A 20,576-nucleotide genomic window follows, 5' to 3' on the forward strand; every position below is an offset into this window, starting at 1 on the left:
CTCGAATAACTATGATTGCGGCTATGGCTAACAATCGTATTATTGGAGCAAATGGCGACATGCCTTGGCATTTACCTGCTGATTTAAAGCACTTTAAATCAGTAACCTTAGGTAAACCTGTCATTATGGGCCGGAAAACTTACGAATCTATAGGTAAAGCCTTACCTGGTCGCCATAACATAGTGATTTCTCGTCAGCCGAATTACAACTTGGCTGATGCTGACGTAGTGACCTCAATAGATGGCGCTTTGCATCAAGCTACAAGTCAACAACCTGATTTAGAAGAGGTTATGATTATTGGTGGTGGAACCTTATATGAAGCCATGCTACCTAAGGCAAATCGTTTACATCTAACCTTTATTAATGCCGAAATCGACGGCGACACATGCTTTCCCGATTACTCACCAGAATCCTGGGTAACAGTTTCATCAGAGCACTATGCTGCTGATGAAAAAAATGCTTACGATTGTGAGTTTGTCTGTTTAGAGAAAGCCTAATCTGAGTTACTTTTATGTTGTTTATATAGGTAAAGTGTATACATATACCCATATAAAGCGCTAAATAAAATGGACGGCGCAACGGTAAGTGCAAGGTTCGGAGTTTGATTTAATAAGTTCACACTCACTACCAGTGTTGTTTGAATGCTAAGTGGTAGTAACGGCGCAAATACGACACTAGGCCAACACAGGCCATCAAACCAAGATGCTGATGTATCTAACGCATTATTAAAGGATTTTCTAATGATACTTGCGTGTAGCGTTTTGTGATGTGCAAAGCACACAAGCGGAACAACGAACGCAAAAGAAATGTATTTTGTACTTGCTCGGTTATAAGTACGCTCAAGTACCCACGTAAACAGTAAGGTAATAATCGAGCTGTAGCCACCTTGTACTATGGCTGAACGAATAATCACCGACATATCGTCGGTGACTAAAGAGTTGGCGAAGAAGCTCCATCCACCATTAGCAACCAAGGCTATTATGGCGGATGCCCACAGTCGTAAAACTGGATTCATTACATTGCACCTTAAACGCGACGAAGCGCGCGTTTAATTAGCCGCGCAATCGATCAAATAAATTCTCTAAATCAAGACCTTCTTGACTCAACATATCTTTCAATCTACGTAATGCTTCTACTTGTATTTGCCTTACTCGTTCACGAGTTAAGCCAATTTCTGCGCCTACATCTTCAAGTGTTGATGGTTCGTAACCCATCAAACCAAAACGCCTTGCAAGTACTTCACGCTGCTTAGGGTTAAGTTCACCCAACCACTTTATGATGTTGTCTCGCATATCATTTTCTTGCAGCTTTTCTTCAGGACCAAATTCTTGGTCGTCTGCAATAATATCCAATAGTGCCTTGTCGTTATCGCCACCAATAGGTGTGTCGACGGATGTAATACGTTCGTTCAAACGCAACATTTTGCTGACGTCTTCTACTGGCTTGTCTAACGCTTCAGCGATTTCTTCTGCTGAAGGTTCGTGATCGAGTTTTTGAGCTAGCTCACGTGCCGTTCTAAGGTAGATATTAAGCTCTTTAACCACGTGAATTGGTAAGCGAATGGTGCGAGTTTGATTCATGATCGCACGTTCAATAGTTTGTCTTATCCACCAAGTTGCATAGGTAGAAAAACGAAACCCTCGTTCTGGGTCGAACTTTTCAACAGCCCTAATTAAACCTAAATTACCTTCTTCGATAAGATCGAGCAGCGCAAGCCCGCGGTTGTTATATCGCCGTGCAATTTTCACAACTAGTCGTAAATTACTTACGATCATGCGTTTTCTTGATGCTTCACACCCTTTTAGTGCTTTTCGAGCAAAAAACACTTCTTCCTCAGCACTTAATAAGGGAGAAAACCCTATTTCACCCAAATAAAGCTGAGTGGCGTCCAAGTTTTTGGTAACGGCCTCAGTTACCTGAGCATCATCTTCGTTAGATGGGGCGTCCTTAGATAGAACTGGGTCTGTTACAAATTCGGAATCGATGGCCTTTTCAAAAGACTTATCGATAGGAATATCTTCGATTACAGTATCTTGCTTTTCCACAACTGCATCTCCTATTGATTCAAGTGTGTTTAATTGTGTTATCTCCGAACGAACTTATTTTTATTATTAAATTTTATTATTATTATTTTGTCGGTAAATATCGCAAGGGATCTAAAGACTTCCCTCGGTATCTCACTTCAAAATGAAGCTTTACCGTATCTGTGCCACTACTTCCTACAGTAGCAATTTTCTGTCCGGCTTTAATCCATTGCCGTTCTTTTACTAATATCTTTTCGTTATGTGCATATGCGCTTAGAAAAGTTTCACTGTGTTTAACAATGACTAAGTTTCCATAACCGCGTAATGCACTTCCTGTATAAACCACTTTTCCATCGGCTGCAGAAACAACCGGACTTCCTAATGGTGCCTGAATGTCTATGCCTTTGTTGCCAGCACTCGTATTGTTAAATGTTTCGATGACCTTGCCCCGTAAGGGCCAGACCCATCTAGCAACTCTATCGGGAAAAGTTTCAAAATCTTTAGAACTTTTTTCCGTATCATATTGCTGTGAAACACTTTTTTCTTTTTTACCATACGCCTGCTGATTTGATGATTCAACACGTTTCGTGATATTTACGGGAGTGGTTGGAGTTGTATTTGTAGAAAGGGGGGGGCGCGATGGTTTCTTGACGCTTATTTGACGGATTACCAACGCCTGACCAGCATTAATGGTATAAGGTGCTGATATTCCATTCCATTTTGCTATATCGCGGTAGTCATTCCCACTGTAGAGCGCAATAGCATATAGAGTGTCGCCTTCGGTTACAACATAAGTATTGCCATCAAATGCTGATACTTCTTTCACAGGTTGGCTATTTAAAACCGTTAAAGGGGCGGGGGGAGTTCCAGAGCTGCATGAAATTAGTGTCATGCTTAAAGCGACAAAGGATGTTAGCTTAATCTGGTTCACATATTACCTGACAAGTAAGTAAACGATGACAGCACAAACTACTACTGCCCAGCCGAGTATTTCTACGTATTCCCTTAATTTCGCTTCCATTGAGGCTCCACCCCATTTCATTAGACTCGCCACTAGGAAGAATCGGGCGCCTCTGCCGATTAAAGACGCTAACAAAAAAGGAATAATGGCCATTTGTAATACACCAGCACTTATAGTGAAGACCTTATAGGGAATAGGAGAAAACCCAGCAAGAAACACGATCCAAATACCATAAGCTTCAAACCATTCCATAACATGCTCTAGTCGTTCGGCGTTATGGGTTCCTTCAATTAATGGCTGGATCCATGCATCAAACGCGAAATACCCTAAGGTGTACCCAACAAGTCCACCTAATAACGACATCAGTGTGGTGAGTGCGGCAAAACGCCATGCCTTGTTTGGTTGCGACAGTGACATCGGTGCTAACATAACATCAGGTGGGATAGGAAAAATGACGGATTCTGAAAAACTTAACACACCAAGATATATACTGGCGTGACGGTGACGAGCCCAACGTAATGCAAGATCATATAATGGAGAAAACAACTTCATTGTATGGCGCCTGCAACCAAAGGTACAAAACGCACCGATTCAATGGTTGTGGATTTTAGCTCGCCATCAATTTTATCAATACAAAGCAAAGATTGATCAGCGTCGCCAACGGGTATAATTAAACGCCCATTTTCCTTTAATTGGTCACATAGCTTATGAGGTAATTCACTTGCAGCTGCTGTCACTATTATTGCGTCGTAGGGGCCTTTACTCGCCCAGCCTTTCCAACCGTCACCGTGCTTCATAGAAACGTTGTGCAAATCCAATTGATTCATTCTTCGTCGAGCTTGAAATTGTAATGTCTTGATGCGCTCTACTGAAAATACATGCTTGAAAAGTTGACATAAAATAGCCGTTTGATAACCAGAACCTGTGCCTATTTCCAACACTTTTTTAGGACTATTATTACCTTTTAATAGCAATTCAGTCATCTTTGCCACTATATATGGCTGTGATATGGTTTGACCCTGCCCTATAGGCAACGCCGTGTTTTGATACGCTTTGTGTTTTAGCGCATCAGGTAAAAAATACTCTCTTGGTGTTGCCGCTATGGCTTGTAATACTTTTGGATCTTGCACGCCTTCTTGGTGTAAAAGTTGGGCGAGTGTTTCCCCACGTCGATTTATTTTCATTATTTATCCAACCAACTACACAAATCATCTAAGCTATCATGAGCTGTCATATCTACAGACAATGGCGTTACTGATACAAAACCATTTGCGACCGCATGAAAGTCGGTGCCTTCACTCGCATCTAATTCTGCGCCAATAAGGCCATACCAATAAATGGTTCTACCAAAAGGATCCATTTGTTTTACCATCTTATCCGAAGGATGGCGCTTACCTAAACGAGTGACTTTTACCCCTTTTAACTCATCATACGGTAAATCGGGAACATTAATATTTAATATTTGATGTTGTTTTAGTGGATGTTCAGGTAGCCGTTTAATAACACTGGCAACTACTTTGGCTGCGGTATCGAAGTATTTCCCTTCATGACTCGCAAGGGAAACCGCTATAGCGGGTAGTCCCATATAACGACCTTCTGTGGCTGCGGCAACCGTACCAGAATACACAACGTCATCACCCATATTGGGGCCGTGATTAATACCTGATACCACAAGTTCAGGCTCTTGTTCTAAAAATGCATTTACGCCCATATGAACACAGTCAGTGGGCGTGCCGTTAATCGCATAAAACCCGTTTTGCATTTGCTGAATACGCAAGGGTGAGTGCAAAGATAACGCATTACTTGCACCACTGCAGTTTCGGTCGGGTGCGATTACCGTAATATCATGCTCGATGGCTAACCGTTTGTGAAGTAAGGTTAGCCCTTCAGCAAAAACACCATCATCGTTACTTAGTAAAAGGCGCATTAATCATTCCCTGAATCATCGGAAGGTTGAAGGTGAATACATTCTCGTAAAACTGACGTGGCAAAACAACCTGCGGGTAAGCCAAACTGAATATGAAGCTTGTCGCCATCGGTACGCCATTCTAATTCGGTAGGCCATAATCTCATAGCTCTACGCATACTGGATAAACCCTCATTTCGCAATGTAGCAATGATATTTTCATGAAGACTGAGTACGTTATTTTCCCATTCTAAAATGGTACCTGTTACGCTGTTTTTGCTTATTCCAACTAAAGGCGCAGTGGGAGAAATATCGCGCTTTTCATAACGCAACTGTGACGCCTCTAGGCTTTCTCCATCTTCAATAAAATAGCTATTTGAGCCAATGAGCGAACAGGCATCACCAATACTAATTTTTTCAAATAAGTTATCAGCAATACGCTGACTTACTAGGGTATTAAATAGGGCGCTACGCAGTGATGAAAGCGCCATGTTTCGTTTATTTCTATTGCGGATTACTTCTCCTGAAACCATTCTCAGTCCTAAGAAAAGCGTTCCGCCCATTTGAACTTTACCTTCAGGTGTCACCATTACGCCAAAGCGTTGATCGCCAAAATAATTAGGTACACCTTCTTGCTTTATAATGTTGAGTCGTTGTTCAACTAAATCCATTTGAGTGACGTTTCTCAACGTAATCGAAAAGTGATTTCCTTCCAGCTGGCCCACTTTAAGTTTTTTATGGTGTTTGTGAGTACTAAGTACTTTAAAACCGGGTAAATCCATATCTGCTGGGTTTACCTTTATACCTTTTGGAGCATGTAACCCAAACCACTGCTGGGTTATTGCGTGTTTATCTTTTCGCCCCGCGTAGGTCACTTGGCGTAAAGGAAGCCCAGTGAACTTTGCCAGTGCTTCTGCAACGTAGGCGGTATTTAGTCCCTGTTTCTCTACCCATAAAAAGATGTGTTCACCGTCTTCACTTAGCTCATAGCCTAAATTTTCTTTGACGACGAAGTCTTCTGGTTTAACTTTAAGTTGCCCGGTGGATTCAGGTTTGCCTAGTCGATATGCCCATTGAGTATCAAAGGTTAATTCTGTCATTGCTCTGTTATTTCCGCTGGGTCATAAGTACTACGGCATGGGCAGCAATGCCTTCTTTTTTTCCTACAAAACCGAGCTTCTCTGTGGTGGTTGCTTTTACGTTAATACAATCGATGTCAGTACTGCATACTGACGCTATGATGGCGCGCATCGTTTCGATGTGCGGAGCCATTTTAGGCGCCTGAGCGACAATAGTCATATCGGCATTGCCTATTTCCCAGCCTTTATCTAATGCTAATTGTACAACGTGCTTAAGTAATAGCTTGCTGTCTGCTCCGGCATACTCGCTGTCGGTATCAGGAAAATGGCGACCGATATCACCCAATGCGACTGCACCTAATATTGCATCTGATAAGGCATGTAGCAGTACATCCCCGTCTGAGTGAGCGATTAGTCCCTGAGTGTAGGGGATTGCTTGTCCACCAATAATAATGGGGCCTTCACCACCAAAGGCATGTACATCATAACCATGTCCTATTCGCATTACTAAGATTCCTTATTCATGTAAAACGCAGCTAACTCTAAATCTTCAGGGCGCGTTATTTTTATATTGCCGGGGTGCGCATTAATCAGTTTAACAGAGGCTCCAACGTATTCCATTGCTGAAGCTTCATCGGTAATTACGTGGTTGTTTTCTTGAGCGTGCTGATAAGCGGAAAGTAATTCACCACAGTTAAACATTTGTGGAGTCAGAGCATGCCACAAATTTTCACGGCATACTGTGCTTTGTACGCTGTGGTTGTGGCTTCTTTTCATTGTGTCTTTTACCGGAACCGCTAAAATAGCACCACCACTTTTTGTTGACATACAGTAGTTGATAAGCGCAGTGATATCAGCTTGTCTAACACAAGGTCTTGCGGCGTCATGGACTAGCGCCCAGTGCTCAGATTGGCATAGAGTCAGTGCTTGGATGACTGAGTCGGCACGTGATTCACCGCCTAAAATAGTGTTGATTTTAGCGTTGCTAGCACTGGGCAATTTATTAAACCAAGTATCCTCTTTATGTAAGGCGACTACAATTGAATCGATATTATCGTTGGATAGTAATTGCCGTAATGTGAGCTCTAAAATACACTGCCCACCTAATTTTAAATATTGCTTAGGGATGTCTGATTGCATCCGACTACCTATGCCCGCTGCAGGCACAATAGCCGTAATAGTACTTGAATTCATAATTAGTATTCGTCAGGCAAAATACGATAGAAGGTTTCGCCTTGTTTTATTAAGCCCAGCTCACTGCGAGCTCGTTCTTCAATGGCGTCTAAACCAAGAGTGAGATCTTCTATATCCGCTTTTAATAGAGCGTTACGTTGGGTTAAATTAGCGTTTTTTAATTGTTGTTGTTTTACTTGAGCTTCAAAGCCGTGAAAATCTGGAATGCTATGTTTACCCAGCCATAGCCGAGCCTGAAGTGCTCCAATAAGCACTAAAAGCAAAAGGTTAACCCAGTTTCTTCTCAGCATACTTTTCAAACCTGATTTCTCTATGCACTCTATTATGCACGCGCAATTAAACCCATGCCAGCTACTTATTAGCGATTTTTTAATAGCTTTTTCGCTAAAAAGTAGTTCTACTCATTTTATTTAAAAGAACAATAATTATAACGACAATATTGGAAAGTGTATGTTTGCAAATAAGAGTCTTTTTCACAGCAATCCTTTAAGACAAAAAATTCGCGATTTTTATCGATTAGATGAAACCGCTGCAGTGAATTTTATATTGGCAGATGCAGAGGTAAACCCTAGAGCCAGATCAAGAGCGTGGGAGCGAGCGAGAACCATGGTGTTGCGCATTCGAAGAGATCAAGAGGCTCATGGTGGTGTCGATGCTTTACTCAATGAATATTCGCTTTCTACGTCAGAAGGTGTAGTGCTAATGTGCTTAGCTGAAGCTCTACTTAGGGTACCCGACAAATTTACTCAAGACGAATTGATTCGAGATAAATTATCTCAAGGGAATTGGAGTGCTCATTTAGGAAATAGTGATTCTCTTTTTGTTAATGCGTCGTCATGGGGGCTTTTGTTTACTGGAAGTATGACTAGGTATTCAGATAAACGTAAAAAAGATCAATTTAATCTACTGAAAAAAACGATTGGAAGATTAGGTGAACCCGTTATCCGCCGAGCTATGACGATTGCGATGCGAGTTATGGGACGTCAATTTGTAATGGGAGAAAATATTGCTGATGCGCTTTTTCGCGCGAAAGAGAAAGAACAGCAAGGGTACGTATACTCATATGACATGTTAGGCGAGGGTGCACGTACCATGCTTGACGCGGAACGCTATTATAATTCTTACATGGATGCAATTGAAGCCATAGGTAAAGCGGCTAATGGAAAGGGGCCTCGTTTGTCACCCGGTATTTCCGTTAAATTATCGGCTATTCACCCTCGCTATGAACACACTCATATAACTCGTGTAATGCAAGAGCTCCCTGAGCGTTTAAAAGCACTTTGTTTAAAAGCGCGAGAATACAATATTGGTTTGACTGTAGACGCAGAAGAAGCAGACCGGTTGGACATGTCGCTAGATGTTATTGAAATGGTATTTCGAGATCCAGAACTTAAAGGTTGGGATGGATTTGGCCTAGCTGTTCAAGCTTATCAAAAGCGCGCAATTCATGTGATCGAATGGCTACATTGGTTGGCCAAAGATGTTGGCAGAAAAATGATGGTGAGGTTAGTTAAGGGGGCTTATTGGGATAGCGAAATAAAACTAACTCAGCAAACCGGTGTAGATAATTTCTCTGTTTTCACGCGTAAAAGCTCTACGGATGTTTCGTATCACGCTTGTGCCAACAGGTTGCTAGCATACAGAGATACAATTTATCCACAATTTGCAACACACAATGCATATACCGCAGCAGTTATTATTGAACTTGCTGGAAATGATAAACAAGGCTTTGAATTTCAATGTCTTCATGGCATGGGGGATTCTCTTTACGACCAAGTTGTAAGTGAAGAAAACATTCAATGTCGCGTGTATGCGCCAGTTGGTGTGCACGAAGATCTCTTGGCTTATTTAGTGCGACGTTTACTGGAAAATGGGGCTAACACGTCTTTTGTTAATGCTATTGTGGATGATGAACAGCACGTGGAAGCGTTACTTGAAGACCCAGTAGAAAAAACTCAGCATCAGCGCCAACACGCAAATACTAAAATAAAAGTATCATCTGAGCTTTACTCTCCAGAGAGAATTAATTCTAAGGGTATAGACATTACTGATATTAATGAAATGAATCAGTTGAGTCAGGCTTTGTTGAATTGCCATGAAAATTATCGGTTGTCGCTGGAAAATGTCCCTGCTCATGGGCACGCGGTGCGCAGTCCCGCAGATAGTTCAGATATTGTTGGTTACAATATCTACGCAGATGAAAAAGCGATGTTAGAGGCTTTAGATTTAGTCGATAAAGGTTTCTCTTCATGGTCGGCATGGCCAACGTCCAAGCGGGCGGCGTTATTAAAACGTTTCGCGGATGCTCTTGAACGACATACTCCAGAGCTGATGTCTTTATGCATGCGAGAAGCGGGGAAAGTCACTCAAGACAGTATTGATGAAATTAGAGAAACGGTAGATTTTTGTCGTTACTATGCTGCAAGAGCAGAGGAGTTGGCGGACGACGACAGACTGTGTCCACGAGGTGTTGTATTAGCTATTAGTCCATGGAACTTCCCGTTAGCTATTTTTCTAGGTCAGGTCGTAGCATCTTTGGTGACCGGTAATACCGTGCTAGCCAAACCCGCTGAACAAACAAGTTTGATAGCAAAAAGAGCGGTAGAGATCTTGCGTTCAAATGGATTACCTGAAGATGCTCTTCAGTTAATTATCGCTCCGGGTAAAGGTGTTGGTGAGCTACTACTTCCAGATGAAAGGATTAAGGCTGTTATTTTTACTGGCTCTACTCAAGTTGGGTCATTAATTTCACAAACCTTGGCACAGCGGGGGGCAGAGCAAGTTCCTCTTATTGCTGAAACCGGGGGGCAAAATTGTATGATAGTTGATTCTACTGCGCTGCCCGAACAAGTAGTTGACGATATTATTCATTCTGGCTTCCAAAGTGCGGGCCAGCGCTGTTCTGCGCTTCGAGTTCTATATTTGCAAGAAGATATCGCAGATCAAGTGAAAGCGATGTTGATAGGCGCCATGAAAGAGCTGTCTATTGGTGATCCTATGCTCTTAGAGACGGATGTTGGCCCTGTAATCGACAACAAAGCCCTCGATGCGTTAACTACACATCAAGCGTATATGAAAAAGAAAGGGACATTGCTATATCAAAATACGCTACCCAAAGACGCTGGAAAAGGGTCCTTTTTCCCTCCAACACTCTACGAAATTTCAGATATTAATGTGTTAGAGAAAGAAGTTTTTGGGCCTGTGGTGCATATAGTGCAATTTAAAGCTGGTGATATAAATCAGGTCATTAATGAGATAAATGGCAGTGGCTATGGATTAACCATGGGCATACATACCCGTATTGAAGACAGGGCTAACCTGCTTGCTAAGCGAAGTAGAGCAGGTAATGTATATATTAATCGAAATATGATTGGGGCTATTGTCGGTGTTCAACCTTTTGGTGGTAGAGGGCTATCCGGTACTGGGCCAAAAGCAGGGGGGCCACATTATTTAACTCGCTTAAGAATGGAAAAAGCAACACCAAAACCTTCGCTCATAACTGAGTTAACTTCGGTAGATGGTGCGTTAACGGGAAGTGAAAAAGCTCATGAACAAGCTAATGAGCTTATGTTTCGTGCATACAAGGCGGAAGACGAATGGCGTCATATGGCGTTGAACGATCGTATATCTATGGTACGTCAACTTTTAGCCAAACTAGCACAAGTGGATATTGTTGATGAGCTTGCTGATGATCTAAATCGCACACTGGCGACGTCGCGAAATCAACTGACTGCTATTGATAAAGTGCTAAAAGAACCTGTGTATTTACCTGGACCTACGGGAGAGTCGAATACCTTGATGTTGGAACCCAGAGGCACCTTGGTCTGTTTTGCAGACAGAGAAGTGACGTTTGAATACTGGACGCTCTCTATTGTAACGGCGCTAGCTACCGGTAACTGTGTTGTAGCGGTGGTGTCTGATTTGTTTTTCGAGGAAGCTATGGAGTTTAGAGATAAATTTCTCTCTGCAGGGGGGAATGAGGGAATATTCCAAGTTGCGAAGCTTGAACATTTAGATAGCTTATTAATGCACGAGTTACTGGCGGGTGTTGTCGTAGATAGTAATACAGAACGCACTGCTAGAATTACTGCTATGTTAAGCCATCGTGAGGGCGCAATCCTGCCTGTAATAAGTGCTGAGTATAATGATAACTTAGTGTTGCGAATGCTAACTGAAAAAACAATAAGTGTGGACACAACGGCATCAGGAGGCAATACCTCACTGATGACGCTAGAAGAGGAAACAGGTTAATTCATCCAACCGTCGTTACGATTACGGCGTTTAGGCAAATATGCGATAATAACGCCTAGTAGTAATCCACCTACTACTAGGCCACCGCCCACCATTAATACACGTAAATTTTCAGTTTGTGATTGTTCATTCAATTTTGAGGTTGCTGCGGTTAAACGAACTTTAGTGTCTTCCAATTCTGCGAGTAAATCAGCATTGTCAGTTTCTAAACTCTCAAAATCTTTTTTAACATTAGCCAGTTGTTGTCGGATTGGGTTAGTTGCAATAGTCGCTTGTTCCAATTTTTCGCGAAGCTGTTCTATTTCCAGCTGTCTTGAAATTTTCTCACTGAGGTACTTTGCTTCTATCCAGCCAGTTCTGCCATTTTTATCAACTATCTGAACATAATTGTCGGTGATATTCTCATCAGTTCTGTTGACTGGATCACCAGCATCAACGCTTCCTAAAATTCTATAATTTCGCCCCGGACCGGCATGAATAAAAATAAATAAATCATCACTGATAAAATGAGTGTTGGTTATTTCTGAAGCACTTTCTTGTTGTAGTGCATGACTTGAGGATGACAGTAAAAACAACACTAATATACTGAATACGACGCGCATTAGACCTTTCCAAATAATTATTAAGTGTATGATGTTAGGCGTGGTTAGAACTGAGTGCAAGAGCCAATACTAAAATTGCCTAAATAGGGTATGCTGAGGTAAAGTGAAGACAGTTATTCATTTTACTATTTGACTGCATGTCCAACCAAGAGTTAGAAGTTAAATTTGTTTTAGATACGCCCGTTAGTAACGCATGGAACAGTGACCTAGAGGGGGCTTTTTTGGCCGCGGGGTTTGCTATTGAAAAAAAACCAACCCTTCGCTTAACTAATATCTATTTCGATACGCAAAATAACCATTTTGAAACATATAAAATGGGAATGCGTGTAAGAGGGTGTGACGGTAAGTTTGAACAAACTCTCAAAACTCAGAAAACTGTGAACGCAGGTGTTCATCAGCGTAACGAATACAATATTCCATTAGATACAGACACGCCTGATTTAGCACTTTTCCCCGACGAAGCTTGGCCTGAAGAATTGCTCGGTGAGGTTTCTACATTTGAGCTTAAGCCACAATTTAGTACTCACTTCGTGCGACAGGTTATTTTGCTGTCTAATGCTATGGGAACATGTGAATTGGTGCTCGATGAGGGAGAAGTAAAAACAGAAAATAGCACTAAACCTATTAATGAAATCGAAATCGAATTGGTTGAAGGGCCTATTTCTGTGTTGCTTAATGCTGCTAAGGTGCTTGAACCTTTCGGTGTAAGACTGAGCGACGTATCTAAAGCCGCACAAGGGTATGCATTACTGAATGGCCAGCCAAATAAAGTCAAAAAGCTACCGAGTAGTTTAGCACTAAGCGAAGACGAGACCACTGAAGATGCATTTTGTCGAAGTTGTGAGCAAGCGCTTAAGCATTGGCAAACCCATGAGCACTTGTATAGTGAAACTGATAGCGACAAAATGCTCATTGAGATAGCCACAGGCGTAAGACTTTTATTACAAAGCTTAACCTTGTTTCTCCCTGTAATTCAGTGCCAACCTCTGCTTGTTTTACAGCGAGACTTATTACTGTTCTCAGAAAAGTGGCTATGGGTTGACGACTTACAATGCACACGATTTTTATTGTCTCGGAAGGGGCCATTTTTTAAGACATTATCTAGACAAACAGCGATAACGAGTTATTTACAAGGGCGCCATGTTGGGCTTTTAAATAGTTATCAACCGAAAGCGCTATTTTCCAGTGAAGACGCAAATCATATTAAAATGAGTGTGTTAACCTTACTCATTGAGAAGCCATGGCGCTCACAAATTTCTGTTTCTAACATGCCTGTTATAGACCACGCTAAAGGCTGGTTGTCCCAAGGCTGGCAAATCTTGCATCAAGCTATTCAGCCTGCGCGTACGTTACAAGCAGCGAATTACATTGCGGTAGAACCATTAATGCGGCAAACCTTATTTAATGGATTTATATTGTCCGGCTTGTTTGCAAACAGTGGCCCAGCTCGGGCACCTTGGCTCGACTTACTGGAAGGCATAGACGAAATTAGAGCTTTGCAGTTTCTTAAGCAAGCGTTAGTTGAAGCCGAATTAGAGTATGAAGAAGGTCTAGAAGCTTGGGTAGAGGAAAAGCTCGATCATCTGCTCAGTATTATGGAACGCACTCGACAAGTGGCTGTCAGTAAAAATATGTATTGGTAACTGATACGTAAATTGGTTTATTTGTAATCCTAGGTAAATGCACTCAACAAAATATTCTGAGTAAAGGCTTTTTTTAAATAAAACCCTCTGGGGCGGGTCTGAATGCGTTGCCCTTCTTCACCTATGGCATCGGTTAACACTGAACCATTGGCCGCCTTGGGCCTTAGCTGGAGTACGTTACCGTGGCGTGATGTAATGGATTCTACTTTGCCTGACATAATAAGTTCAGATAGTTCGTTCCAGTCTTGGGCTAATTGCGCAGATTCTTGTTCATTCGGCTGCCAAAGAAAAGGTGTACCCACTCTACGGTCGTGAATTGGAATGCTTCGCTCTCCTTCGATAGGAACCCACAATACTAAGTTTAGCTTGTTGCGAACATTGCTGGTTTCCCAGCATTCACCTGGTTTAAGAAGCAGAGGAGCGTAGCATACATAGGTGGTTTCTAATGGCCTACCTAGTGCGTCAATAGGGATTGTTTTTAGCTCTATTCCTAGTTCAGGAAAGTCTTGTATAGGTTTTGAACCTGCACTTGCCCCTAACCAGAGTTCGATAAGTTGACCACTCCAACCTTTATGACGCTGAAAATTAGTAGGTATTTCAATAGATGCAAACTGCGCAAGTTCACCAAGGGTATAGCCTGCAATAGCATTTGCCAATTCGGCTAAGCTATCAATTGAAGAAGGAGGAATTGCCGGTGGTTGCATCTGTTTATCTTTTAGGCTTAATTGTTACGCTATGAAACAGACACAGCTTATGCCAGAATAGAAGATTATAAAAGTCTTACTTGCCCGGGAGTCTATGTGATAGATGCCGACGGATTCCGCGCGAATGTGGGCATAGTGATTTGCAACAAGATAGGTCAAGTATTTTGGGCAAGGCGTTATGGCCAACATTCATGGCAATTCCCTCAAGGTGGAATTGATGAAGGGGAATCGCCACAGCAGGCAATGTACCGAGAACTGTATGAAGAAGTAGGACTAGGTCCGAAAGATGTCACTATTTTAAGTGTGACTAAAAACTGGGTTCGTTACAAATTGCCAAAGAGATTAATACGACAGGGGACTAACCCAGTGTGTATTGGTCAAAAACAAAAGTGGTTTTTGCTACAGCTTAACTGTGCAGAAAAAGAAGTTAATGTACTTAAAACAGGACACCCAGAATTTGATGATTGGCGATGGGTCAGTTATTGGTATCCAATAAGAAATGTTGTTTCATTTAAACGGGATGTTTATCGAAAAGTAATGCGGGAATTTGTTTCAACGGCGATGCCTTTGCAACAAAGACAACATTCATCGAATAAAAGGCATCGACGTCGTAAGCGCGCATAATTTTAGATGGAGTGAGTGATGTGAGCACGAATGAGCGAGGTGGCATGCTAGCGATTCTGAAACGGATTGTTCAGGAAGTTTCGCGGATCCCTCATTTAGAGCAAGCACTTAGTCATCTAACATCTCAAGTTAAGCAATCTATGAGCGTTGATGTGTGCTCATTGTACTTAGCTGATTTTGAAAATCAGAGCTTCGTATTACGAGCCACAGATGGTTTAGCTTCTCATGCCATAGACAATGTATCCATTGGGTTTTCTGAAGGCTTAATTGGTTGGGTAGGTCAGCGTGAAGAACCTGTAAATGTTTACGATGCACCCAACCATTCAAGATTCAAGCATGTTCCAGAAGTACAAGAGGAAGGTTACCCTTCTTTTTTAGGTACACCTCTTATTCATCAGCGAAAAGTCCTTGGTGTACTTGCGGTACAACAAACAAACCACCGACGATTTAGTGAAGATGAAGAGGCCTTCCTTGTAACCTTAGCTGCACAAATTGCATTAGAAATTGCCAATGCCGACATGCGAGGGTCGCTTAATTTTCAACATTCGGGGTTAGCTAAACAGCGTCGTTTACACGGTTTGGCTGGGTCGCCAGGGTTAGCGTTGGGGAAAGGGGTAACACCCCAATTAGCCATTAATTTGCGCAATATATCATTACGGAAAAGTGATAATACAGATGCGCAAATTAGCTATTACCGCCAAGCTGTTGAGCTAACCAGATCGCAAGTTCAAGCACTTTCGAATGGCCTGAAAAATTCTATTCCTGAAGATGTTCGTTCTATTTTTCAGCTTTATCATCATTTACTCGATGCCAATAGCTTAGGCCGAGAGGTAGAAAAAAAAATACGGGAAGGCTGGGACGCGGCGTCATCGTTGAAGCAAGTTATAGAAGACTATGCGGCTAGATTTAAGTCGATGGAAGACCCATATATGCAAGAACGGGCAATAGATATCATTGATTTGTCAGACCGAATACTGATTAATATATTTGAGCAAATTAGTGATACTGCAAAAAAAGCAAAACCCATTGTAGAAAATAGCATTTTAGTTGCTGAAGAAGTATCGGCGACAATGCTAGCGGAGTTTCCTCGGGAGTATCTAAAAGGTATTTTGTCTATTAAGGGCTCTAATAATTCTCACGCTGCTATTTTAGCAAGAGCCATGGGTGTTCCTGCGGTCATGGGGTTACAAAACGTATCACCAAGCCTATTAAACCATAAGCTGATATTACTTGATGGTTATTCAGGTGATGTCGTTATATCGCCGGAAAGTACTATCCTTGAGGAATTTCAGCGCCTCGTTACCGAAGAGGCTTTGCTAGCCAAAAGAATTGATGCCGAAGCGGGTAAAGCAGCAGAAACACTTGATGGTTCAGATATTACGCTGTTAACCAATGCTGGGCTTTCTGCTCAAGCCGAGGAATTTAAGACTAGCGACTCGAAAGGAATTGGGCTGTACCGAACAGAAATTCCTTTTATGCTAAGCGACCGCTTTCCATCAGAAAGTGAGCAAGTCACCCTTTACGCAAGAATTTTTAAAGAACTCCCTGAGTCCGAAGTTACATTAAGAACGCTTGATGTGGGTGGTGATAAACCTTTACCTTATTTTCCAATAGCGGAAGAAAATCCGTTTTTGGGTTGGCGAGGTATTCGCACTACACTAGATCACCCAGAGATATTTCTTGTTCAAATACGAGCAATGTTAAAGGCCAGTGCAGGCTTTGATAATTTACGCATTATGTTGCCGATGATAAGTTCGGTGACAGAAGTTGTTGAGGCAAAGCGTCTTATCGAACAAGCGTTTAGGGAAGTAACAGAAGAAACCAAAAGCGATAACAAAACCATTTATCAGCCGCAAATTGGTATTATGTTAGAAGTGCCGTCGGTGCTTTATCAACTTCCCCAACTGGCTCGTTTAGTTGATTTCTTTTCAGTAGGAAGCAATGATCTTACTCAATACTTGTTGGCTGTAGATCGCAACAATCCGCGTGTCGCAGGCCTATTTACCACGTATCACCCGGCCGTACTTAACGCCTTGTTTAGCGTGATTAATCAAAGCCGTGCACTAAATATTCCGGTTACCGTATGTGGTGAATTTGCAGGGGAACCTGGCGGAGCTTTGTTGTTAATGGCAATGGGGTATCGAAAGCTCAGTATGAGCCCTCATAACCTGCGTAAAATAAAATGGGTGATCCGTAACGTAGATTTAAAAGAAGCTGAATTGGTTATGGCAGAGGCTATAGCTGCCGATACACCTGCGCAGGTTCTCGAACTACTTAATCACTATTTAGAAAAAAACGGCATCGGCGGTTTGGTGCGAGCTGGGAGTTAATGAATACCCTAGGAATTGTCGTTCTATCCTGTTTATTGATGGGTATTGTCGTTGGGTGGCTTGCTGGGTTACTTGGTATTGGCGGTGGCTTGATTATTGTTCCTGTGCTCAGTTTCTTGCTCATGAAATACTTCAACCTTTCTTTGTCTACCGCGATGCCTATGGCTGTAGCGACATCGCTTTCAACTATTGTGTTTACCGGTTTCGTTTCTGCAAAAGCACATTTCAAATTAGGTAATTTAGACAAACAAATATTACTTTCCTGTGGCATTGGTGTTGCAATTGGCGCAGTGGCCGGAGCGCAATTTGTATCTCGTGTTAGCGGTGAACTACTGACAGTGATTATCGCTGTGTTTGCTTTTGCTATTGCATTGAACATGCTATTCGGAAGAATGATAGTTAAACAACAAACTCCTAATAAAATACTTCTTGTTGTGGTGGGGATGGCCACGGGGATGATGTCGGCGGCAATGGGAATTGGTGGTGGCGCAATTTTGGTTTCGGCGTTATGTTGGTGCGGTGTGGCCTTGCGTACATCTATAGGCGTTTCATCTGCGTGTGGTTTAATCATAGCGCTATTTGGTACTCTTAGTTTCCTTTTGTTTGATAGCGCTGTAAATGAAGATGTAGTGTATGCATATGGTTATCTTTTTATCCCCGCAGTTGTGAGCATTTCACTAACGTCAGTACTTGTAGCTCCACTTGGCGCTAAGTATGGACAAAATATGAATACCGATAAGTTGAAGCGAGTTTTCGCTTTTTTTTTGTTGTTAGTCAGCGCGAAAATGATAAGTGGAGTACTTTAGAGTATGAATAGAAACGAGTACCTTATTTTTTCAGGTATCGACCCAGTTATGTTTAGCCTTGGGCCTGTCAGTGTAAAATGGTATGGCCTTATGTATCTGGTTGGCTTTATTGCAGCCTTATACCTTGGTTTTCGTAGACAAGAAAAAACGAATTGGACAAAAATACAAATTGTAGATTTACTCTTTTGGTGTTTCGTAGGAATTATTATTGGTGGAAGGCTTGGCTACGTCGTTTTTTATCAGTTTGATTTTTTATTGCATAACCCTTTATTTTTATTTCAAATTTGGCACGGTGGCATGTCTTTTCACGGTGCTTTGCTCGGGGCCATTGGGGTTATTGCATGGAGGTCAAAAGTGATGAATAGTGACTTTTTGCCTGTCACTGATTACATAGTTCCTCTTGTACCAATAGGGCTAGGGGCTGGGCATATTGGAAACTTTATTAACGCTGAACTGTGGGGGCGGCCATCATCATTGCCTTGGGCTGTTATTTTTCCCAATGCTGGTGGCGATCCAAGACATCCGTCACAGCTTTATGAATTCGCACTAGAAGGGATGATACTGTTTATTGTACTTTGGGTGTATTCAGCAACAACACGAAAGTACGGAACTGTGTCAGCGTTGTTTTTAGTTTGTTATGGACTATTTAGATTTATTGTAGAGTTTTTTCGCCAACCCGATGCACATATTGGCTTATACAAAATAGGGCTAACTCAGGGGCAACTTCTTTGTGTACCAATGATAATATTGGGAGCAGCATTGTTTTGGACATTAGCCGCCAATAAGAACATTCAGATTAACCCGTTTATTAAGAGATAGTGACCATGAAACAGTATTTAGAGTTATGCCAAAGAATCATTGATAGCGGTAAATGGGTTGAAAACAAACGAACCGGTGTGCGTTGCTTAACCGTAATTAACGCTGATATGGAATACGACGTAGCAAATAACGAATTTCCATTAGTAACCACAAGAAAAAGTTACTACAAGTCGGCAATTGCTGAACTTTTAGGTTATTTAAGGGGCTATGACAATGCCGCTCAATTTAGGGAAATTGGGTGTAAAACCTGGGATGCGAACGCAAACGACAATGCAGTGTGGTTGAACAACCCAAATCGCAAAGGTGAAGACGATATGGGGCGGGTTTATGGTGTACAAGGCCGTTCTTGGATGCGCCCCGATAAAACCAGTTTGGATCAGCTAGCTAAAGTGGTCGACAACTTATCCAAAGGGATTGATGATCGAGGTGAAATCGTGACCTTCTATAATCCGGGAGAGTTCGACCTTGGATGTTTACGACCTTGTATGCACACCCACAATTTTTCATTGCTTGGCGATGAACTCTATTTAACCAGTATACAACGCAGCTGTGATGTACCTCTTGGACAAAATTTTAATCAAATACAGTGCTTTGTTTTGTTGGCGTTAATTGCGCAAATCACAAACCTAAAACCGGCAAAAGTTTTTCATAAGATTGTGAATGCACATATTTATGAAAACCAGTTGGAATTAATGCGAGATGTACAGCTAAAGCGCACACCCTTTGCATCACCAAAGCTCATTATCAATCCCGATATTAAAACACTCAAAGATATTGAAACCTGGGTGACAACAGATGATTTTACTGTTGAAGGCTATGAAAGCCATGAGGCAATTCACTATCCGTTTTCTGTGTAGTGGTGATAAAAGTTATTTTTAGTAAAGTTCACCAATAATATTATTCAACATGCCAATATTGCCCTTGCTTAGGAATAATGCAATTAACATCAAAGGAGGGCGTTACTCATTGCAACAGTATTTCACTCTGATTTTCTCCATTAGTACAGTTTCGATATACTCTGCGGTTGTGTAAGTTTGTATTTCCTATTCAAAGTTTTATTAAATACTCTCGAATAGGAAATAAGACGGGCTGGTTTTAATTAACTTTAGCGACATAAATAAAGCTAGCCTAATTGCTGATTACTATAAGGTATTGAGCTAACTATTACCGACTAAAATCGGACTCATGGAGGAAAACATCATGCGTGAATTAAACGTAGGCGAAATTAAAGAAGTTAATGGTGGAATAAGTGACTACGAGGGTGCTGGGGCTGTCATTGCCGTGTATGGTTTTGGAGCTGCATTATCTGTTACTCCTATCGGTTGGGCTGTAGGTGCTTTTGCATTGGGAGCTGCGGGAGGTTTAGCTGTTGCGCAATTTGTAGCTGATCAGATACCTGAATAACATAATGTCCATTAAGTAAATTATTGTATCTTTTTAATCTTGATTAACCCGTGCTTGAAGGATTTATTGTGTTTCTGTTTAAATCGAGAACTCTTATAAGTTTCAGCTAGCATAACGATTAAACAAAATTGATATAGTGAGCAGCCATTAGATAGTCTAATAGCTTTATCACAAGCTTGGCTAGGCAAGAGTCAAATTTGGGCATACCTAGGGAAATACGTAGGTAAAG

Annotated in this window: 21 protein-coding genes; 9 read left to right on the top strand and 12 right to left on the bottom strand. The window is 41.7% G+C overall.

Annotated features, from left to right (window positions below; genetic code table 11):
* The first annotated feature begins 11 nt into the window (after window positions 1-11).
* Entirely contained in the window at window positions 12-497 is a 486-nt protein-coding gene (gene folA, locus J3L16_RS13070; RefSeq protein ID WP_207613529.1) for a type 3 dihydrofolate reductase, read from the top strand.
* Here the strand turns inward: folA and J3L16_RS13075 are convergent.
* From J3L16_RS13075 to ftsB, 10 genes are all read right to left on the bottom strand, one after another.
* A complete protein-coding gene (locus J3L16_RS13075; protein ID WP_207613439.1) occupies window positions 494-1,015 on the bottom strand; it encodes a hypothetical protein in 522 nt (173 codons plus the stop codon). The two genes, folA and J3L16_RS13075, sit on opposite strands and share 4 nt — an antisense overlap.
* Before the next feature lie 37 nt (window positions 1,016-1,052).
* Window positions 1,053-2,045 (bottom strand): RNA polymerase sigma factor RpoS, encoded by a 993-nt coding sequence (rpoS, locus tag J3L16_RS13080; RefSeq protein WP_347564674.1) that lies wholly within the window; start codon window positions 2,043-2,045, stop codon window positions 1,053-1,055.
* Window positions 2,046-2,127: 82 nt separating this feature from the next.
* Window positions 2,128-2,850, bottom strand: a complete 723-nt coding sequence (locus tag J3L16_RS13085) for a peptidoglycan DD-metalloendopeptidase family protein (protein ID WP_347564675.1) — start codon at window positions 2,848-2,850, stop codon at window positions 2,128-2,130.
* Window positions 2,851-2,958: 108 nt separating this feature from the next.
* Window positions 2,959-3,537, bottom strand: coding sequence for a YqaA family protein (locus tag J3L16_RS13090; protein ID WP_207613440.1), 579 nt, complete (start codon window positions 3,535-3,537; stop codon window positions 2,959-2,961).
* Window positions 3,534-4,169: a protein-L-isoaspartate(D-aspartate) O-methyltransferase gene (locus J3L16_RS13095; protein ID WP_207613441.1), complete on the bottom strand. Its 636-nt coding sequence runs from the start codon at window positions 4,167-4,169 to the stop codon at window positions 3,534-3,536. Before J3L16_RS13095 ends, J3L16_RS13090 begins: the two co-directional genes overlap by 4 nt.
* The gene (gene surE, locus J3L16_RS13100; protein ID WP_207613442.1) at window positions 4,169-4,912 is read right to left on the bottom strand and encodes a 5'/3'-nucleotidase SurE; all 744 of its coding nucleotides are present in this window, start codon (window positions 4,910-4,912) and stop codon (window positions 4,169-4,171) included. The genes J3L16_RS13095 and surE overlap by 1 nt, the downstream gene beginning before the upstream one ends.
* Window positions 4,912-5,991 carry a tRNA pseudouridine(13) synthase TruD gene (truD, locus tag J3L16_RS13105; protein WP_207613443.1) on the bottom strand — a complete coding sequence of 360 codons (1,080 nt, stop codon included), beginning with the start codon at window positions 5,989-5,991 and terminating at the stop codon, window positions 4,912-4,914. The genes surE and truD overlap by 1 nt, the downstream gene beginning before the upstream one ends.
* Window positions 5,992-5,998: 7 nt before the next feature.
* Window positions 5,999-6,475 (bottom strand): 2-C-methyl-D-erythritol 2,4-cyclodiphosphate synthase, encoded by a 477-nt coding sequence (gene ispF, locus J3L16_RS13110; protein WP_207613444.1) that lies wholly within the window; start codon window positions 6,473-6,475, stop codon window positions 5,999-6,001.
* Window positions 6,476-6,477: 2 nt separating this feature from the next.
* On the bottom strand, window positions 6,478-7,164 hold the full coding sequence (ispD, locus tag J3L16_RS13115; protein WP_207613445.1) for a 2-C-methyl-D-erythritol 4-phosphate cytidylyltransferase: 687 nt from the start codon (window positions 7,162-7,164) through the stop codon (window positions 6,478-6,480).
* 2 nt (window positions 7,165-7,166) lie between these two features.
* The gene (gene ftsB / locus J3L16_RS13120) at window positions 7,167-7,454 is read right to left on the bottom strand and encodes a cell division protein FtsB (RefSeq protein ID WP_207613446.1); all 288 of its coding nucleotides are present in this window, start codon (window positions 7,452-7,454) and stop codon (window positions 7,167-7,169) included.
* Window positions 7,455-7,614: 160 nt separating this feature from the next.
* On the opposite strand from ftsB, the gene putA reads away from it, so the two are divergent.
* Window positions 7,615-11,415 (top strand): bifunctional proline dehydrogenase/L-glutamate gamma-semialdehyde dehydrogenase PutA, encoded by a 3,801-nt coding sequence (putA, locus tag J3L16_RS13125; protein ID WP_207613447.1) that lies wholly within the window; start codon window positions 7,615-7,617, stop codon window positions 11,413-11,415.
* On the opposite strand, the gene J3L16_RS13130 is transcribed toward putA, so the two are convergent.
* On the bottom strand, window positions 11,412-12,017 hold the full coding sequence (locus J3L16_RS13130) for a TIGR04211 family SH3 domain-containing protein (protein ID WP_207613448.1): 606 nt from the start codon (window positions 12,015-12,017) through the stop codon (window positions 11,412-11,414). The two genes, putA and J3L16_RS13130, sit on opposite strands and share 4 nt — an antisense overlap.
* Before the next feature lie 137 nt (window positions 12,018-12,154).
* Between J3L16_RS13130 and J3L16_RS13135 the strand changes: the two genes are divergently transcribed.
* A complete protein-coding gene (locus J3L16_RS13135; protein WP_207613449.1) occupies window positions 12,155-13,660 on the top strand; it encodes a CYTH domain-containing protein in 1,506 nt (501 codons plus the stop codon).
* A gap of 29 nt (window positions 13,661-13,689) precedes the next feature.
* Here J3L16_RS13135 and mutH read toward each other — a convergent pair whose 3' ends face one another.
* Window positions 13,690-14,364, bottom strand: a complete 675-nt coding sequence (gene mutH, locus J3L16_RS13140; protein ID WP_207613450.1) for a DNA mismatch repair endonuclease MutH — start codon at window positions 14,362-14,364, stop codon at window positions 13,690-13,692.
* 96 nt (window positions 14,365-14,460) lie between these two features.
* On the opposite strand from mutH, the gene rppH reads away from it, so the two are divergent.
* From rppH to J3L16_RS13170, 6 genes are all read left to right on the top strand, one after another.
* On the top strand, window positions 14,461-14,988 hold the full coding sequence (gene rppH / locus J3L16_RS13145; protein WP_207613532.1) for an RNA pyrophosphohydrolase: 528 nt from the start codon (window positions 14,461-14,463) through the stop codon (window positions 14,986-14,988).
* Between the two features lie 44 nt (window positions 14,989-15,032).
* A complete protein-coding gene (gene ptsP, locus J3L16_RS13150) occupies window positions 15,033-17,318 on the top strand; it encodes a phosphoenolpyruvate--protein phosphotransferase (RefSeq protein ID WP_207613533.1) in 2,286 nt (761 codons plus the stop codon).
* Window positions 17,318-18,124, top strand: a complete 807-nt coding sequence (locus J3L16_RS13155) for a sulfite exporter TauE/SafE family protein (RefSeq protein ID WP_207613451.1) — start codon at window positions 17,318-17,320, stop codon at window positions 18,122-18,124. Before ptsP ends, J3L16_RS13155 begins: the two co-directional genes overlap by 1 nt.
* Window positions 18,125-18,127: 3 nt before the next feature.
* A complete protein-coding gene (gene lgt / locus J3L16_RS13160) occupies window positions 18,128-18,943 on the top strand; it encodes a prolipoprotein diacylglyceryl transferase (RefSeq protein WP_207613452.1) in 816 nt (271 codons plus the stop codon).
* A 5-nt stretch (window positions 18,944-18,948) separates the two neighbouring features.
* The gene (locus tag J3L16_RS13165; RefSeq protein WP_207613453.1) at window positions 18,949-19,800 is read left to right on the top strand and encodes a thymidylate synthase; all 852 of its coding nucleotides are present in this window, start codon (window positions 18,949-18,951) and stop codon (window positions 19,798-19,800) included.
* A 343-nt stretch (window positions 19,801-20,143) separates the two neighbouring features.
* Complete coding sequence (locus J3L16_RS13170) at window positions 20,144-20,347, top strand: hypothetical protein (protein ID WP_207613454.1); 204 nt, start codon at window positions 20,144-20,146, stop codon at window positions 20,345-20,347.
* Window positions 20,348-20,576 lie beyond the last annotated feature (229 nt).

This window comes from Alteromonas sp. 5E99-2 (assembly GCF_017368475.1).
GTDB lineage: Bacteria > Pseudomonadota > Gammaproteobacteria > Enterobacterales > Alteromonadaceae > Alteromonas_F.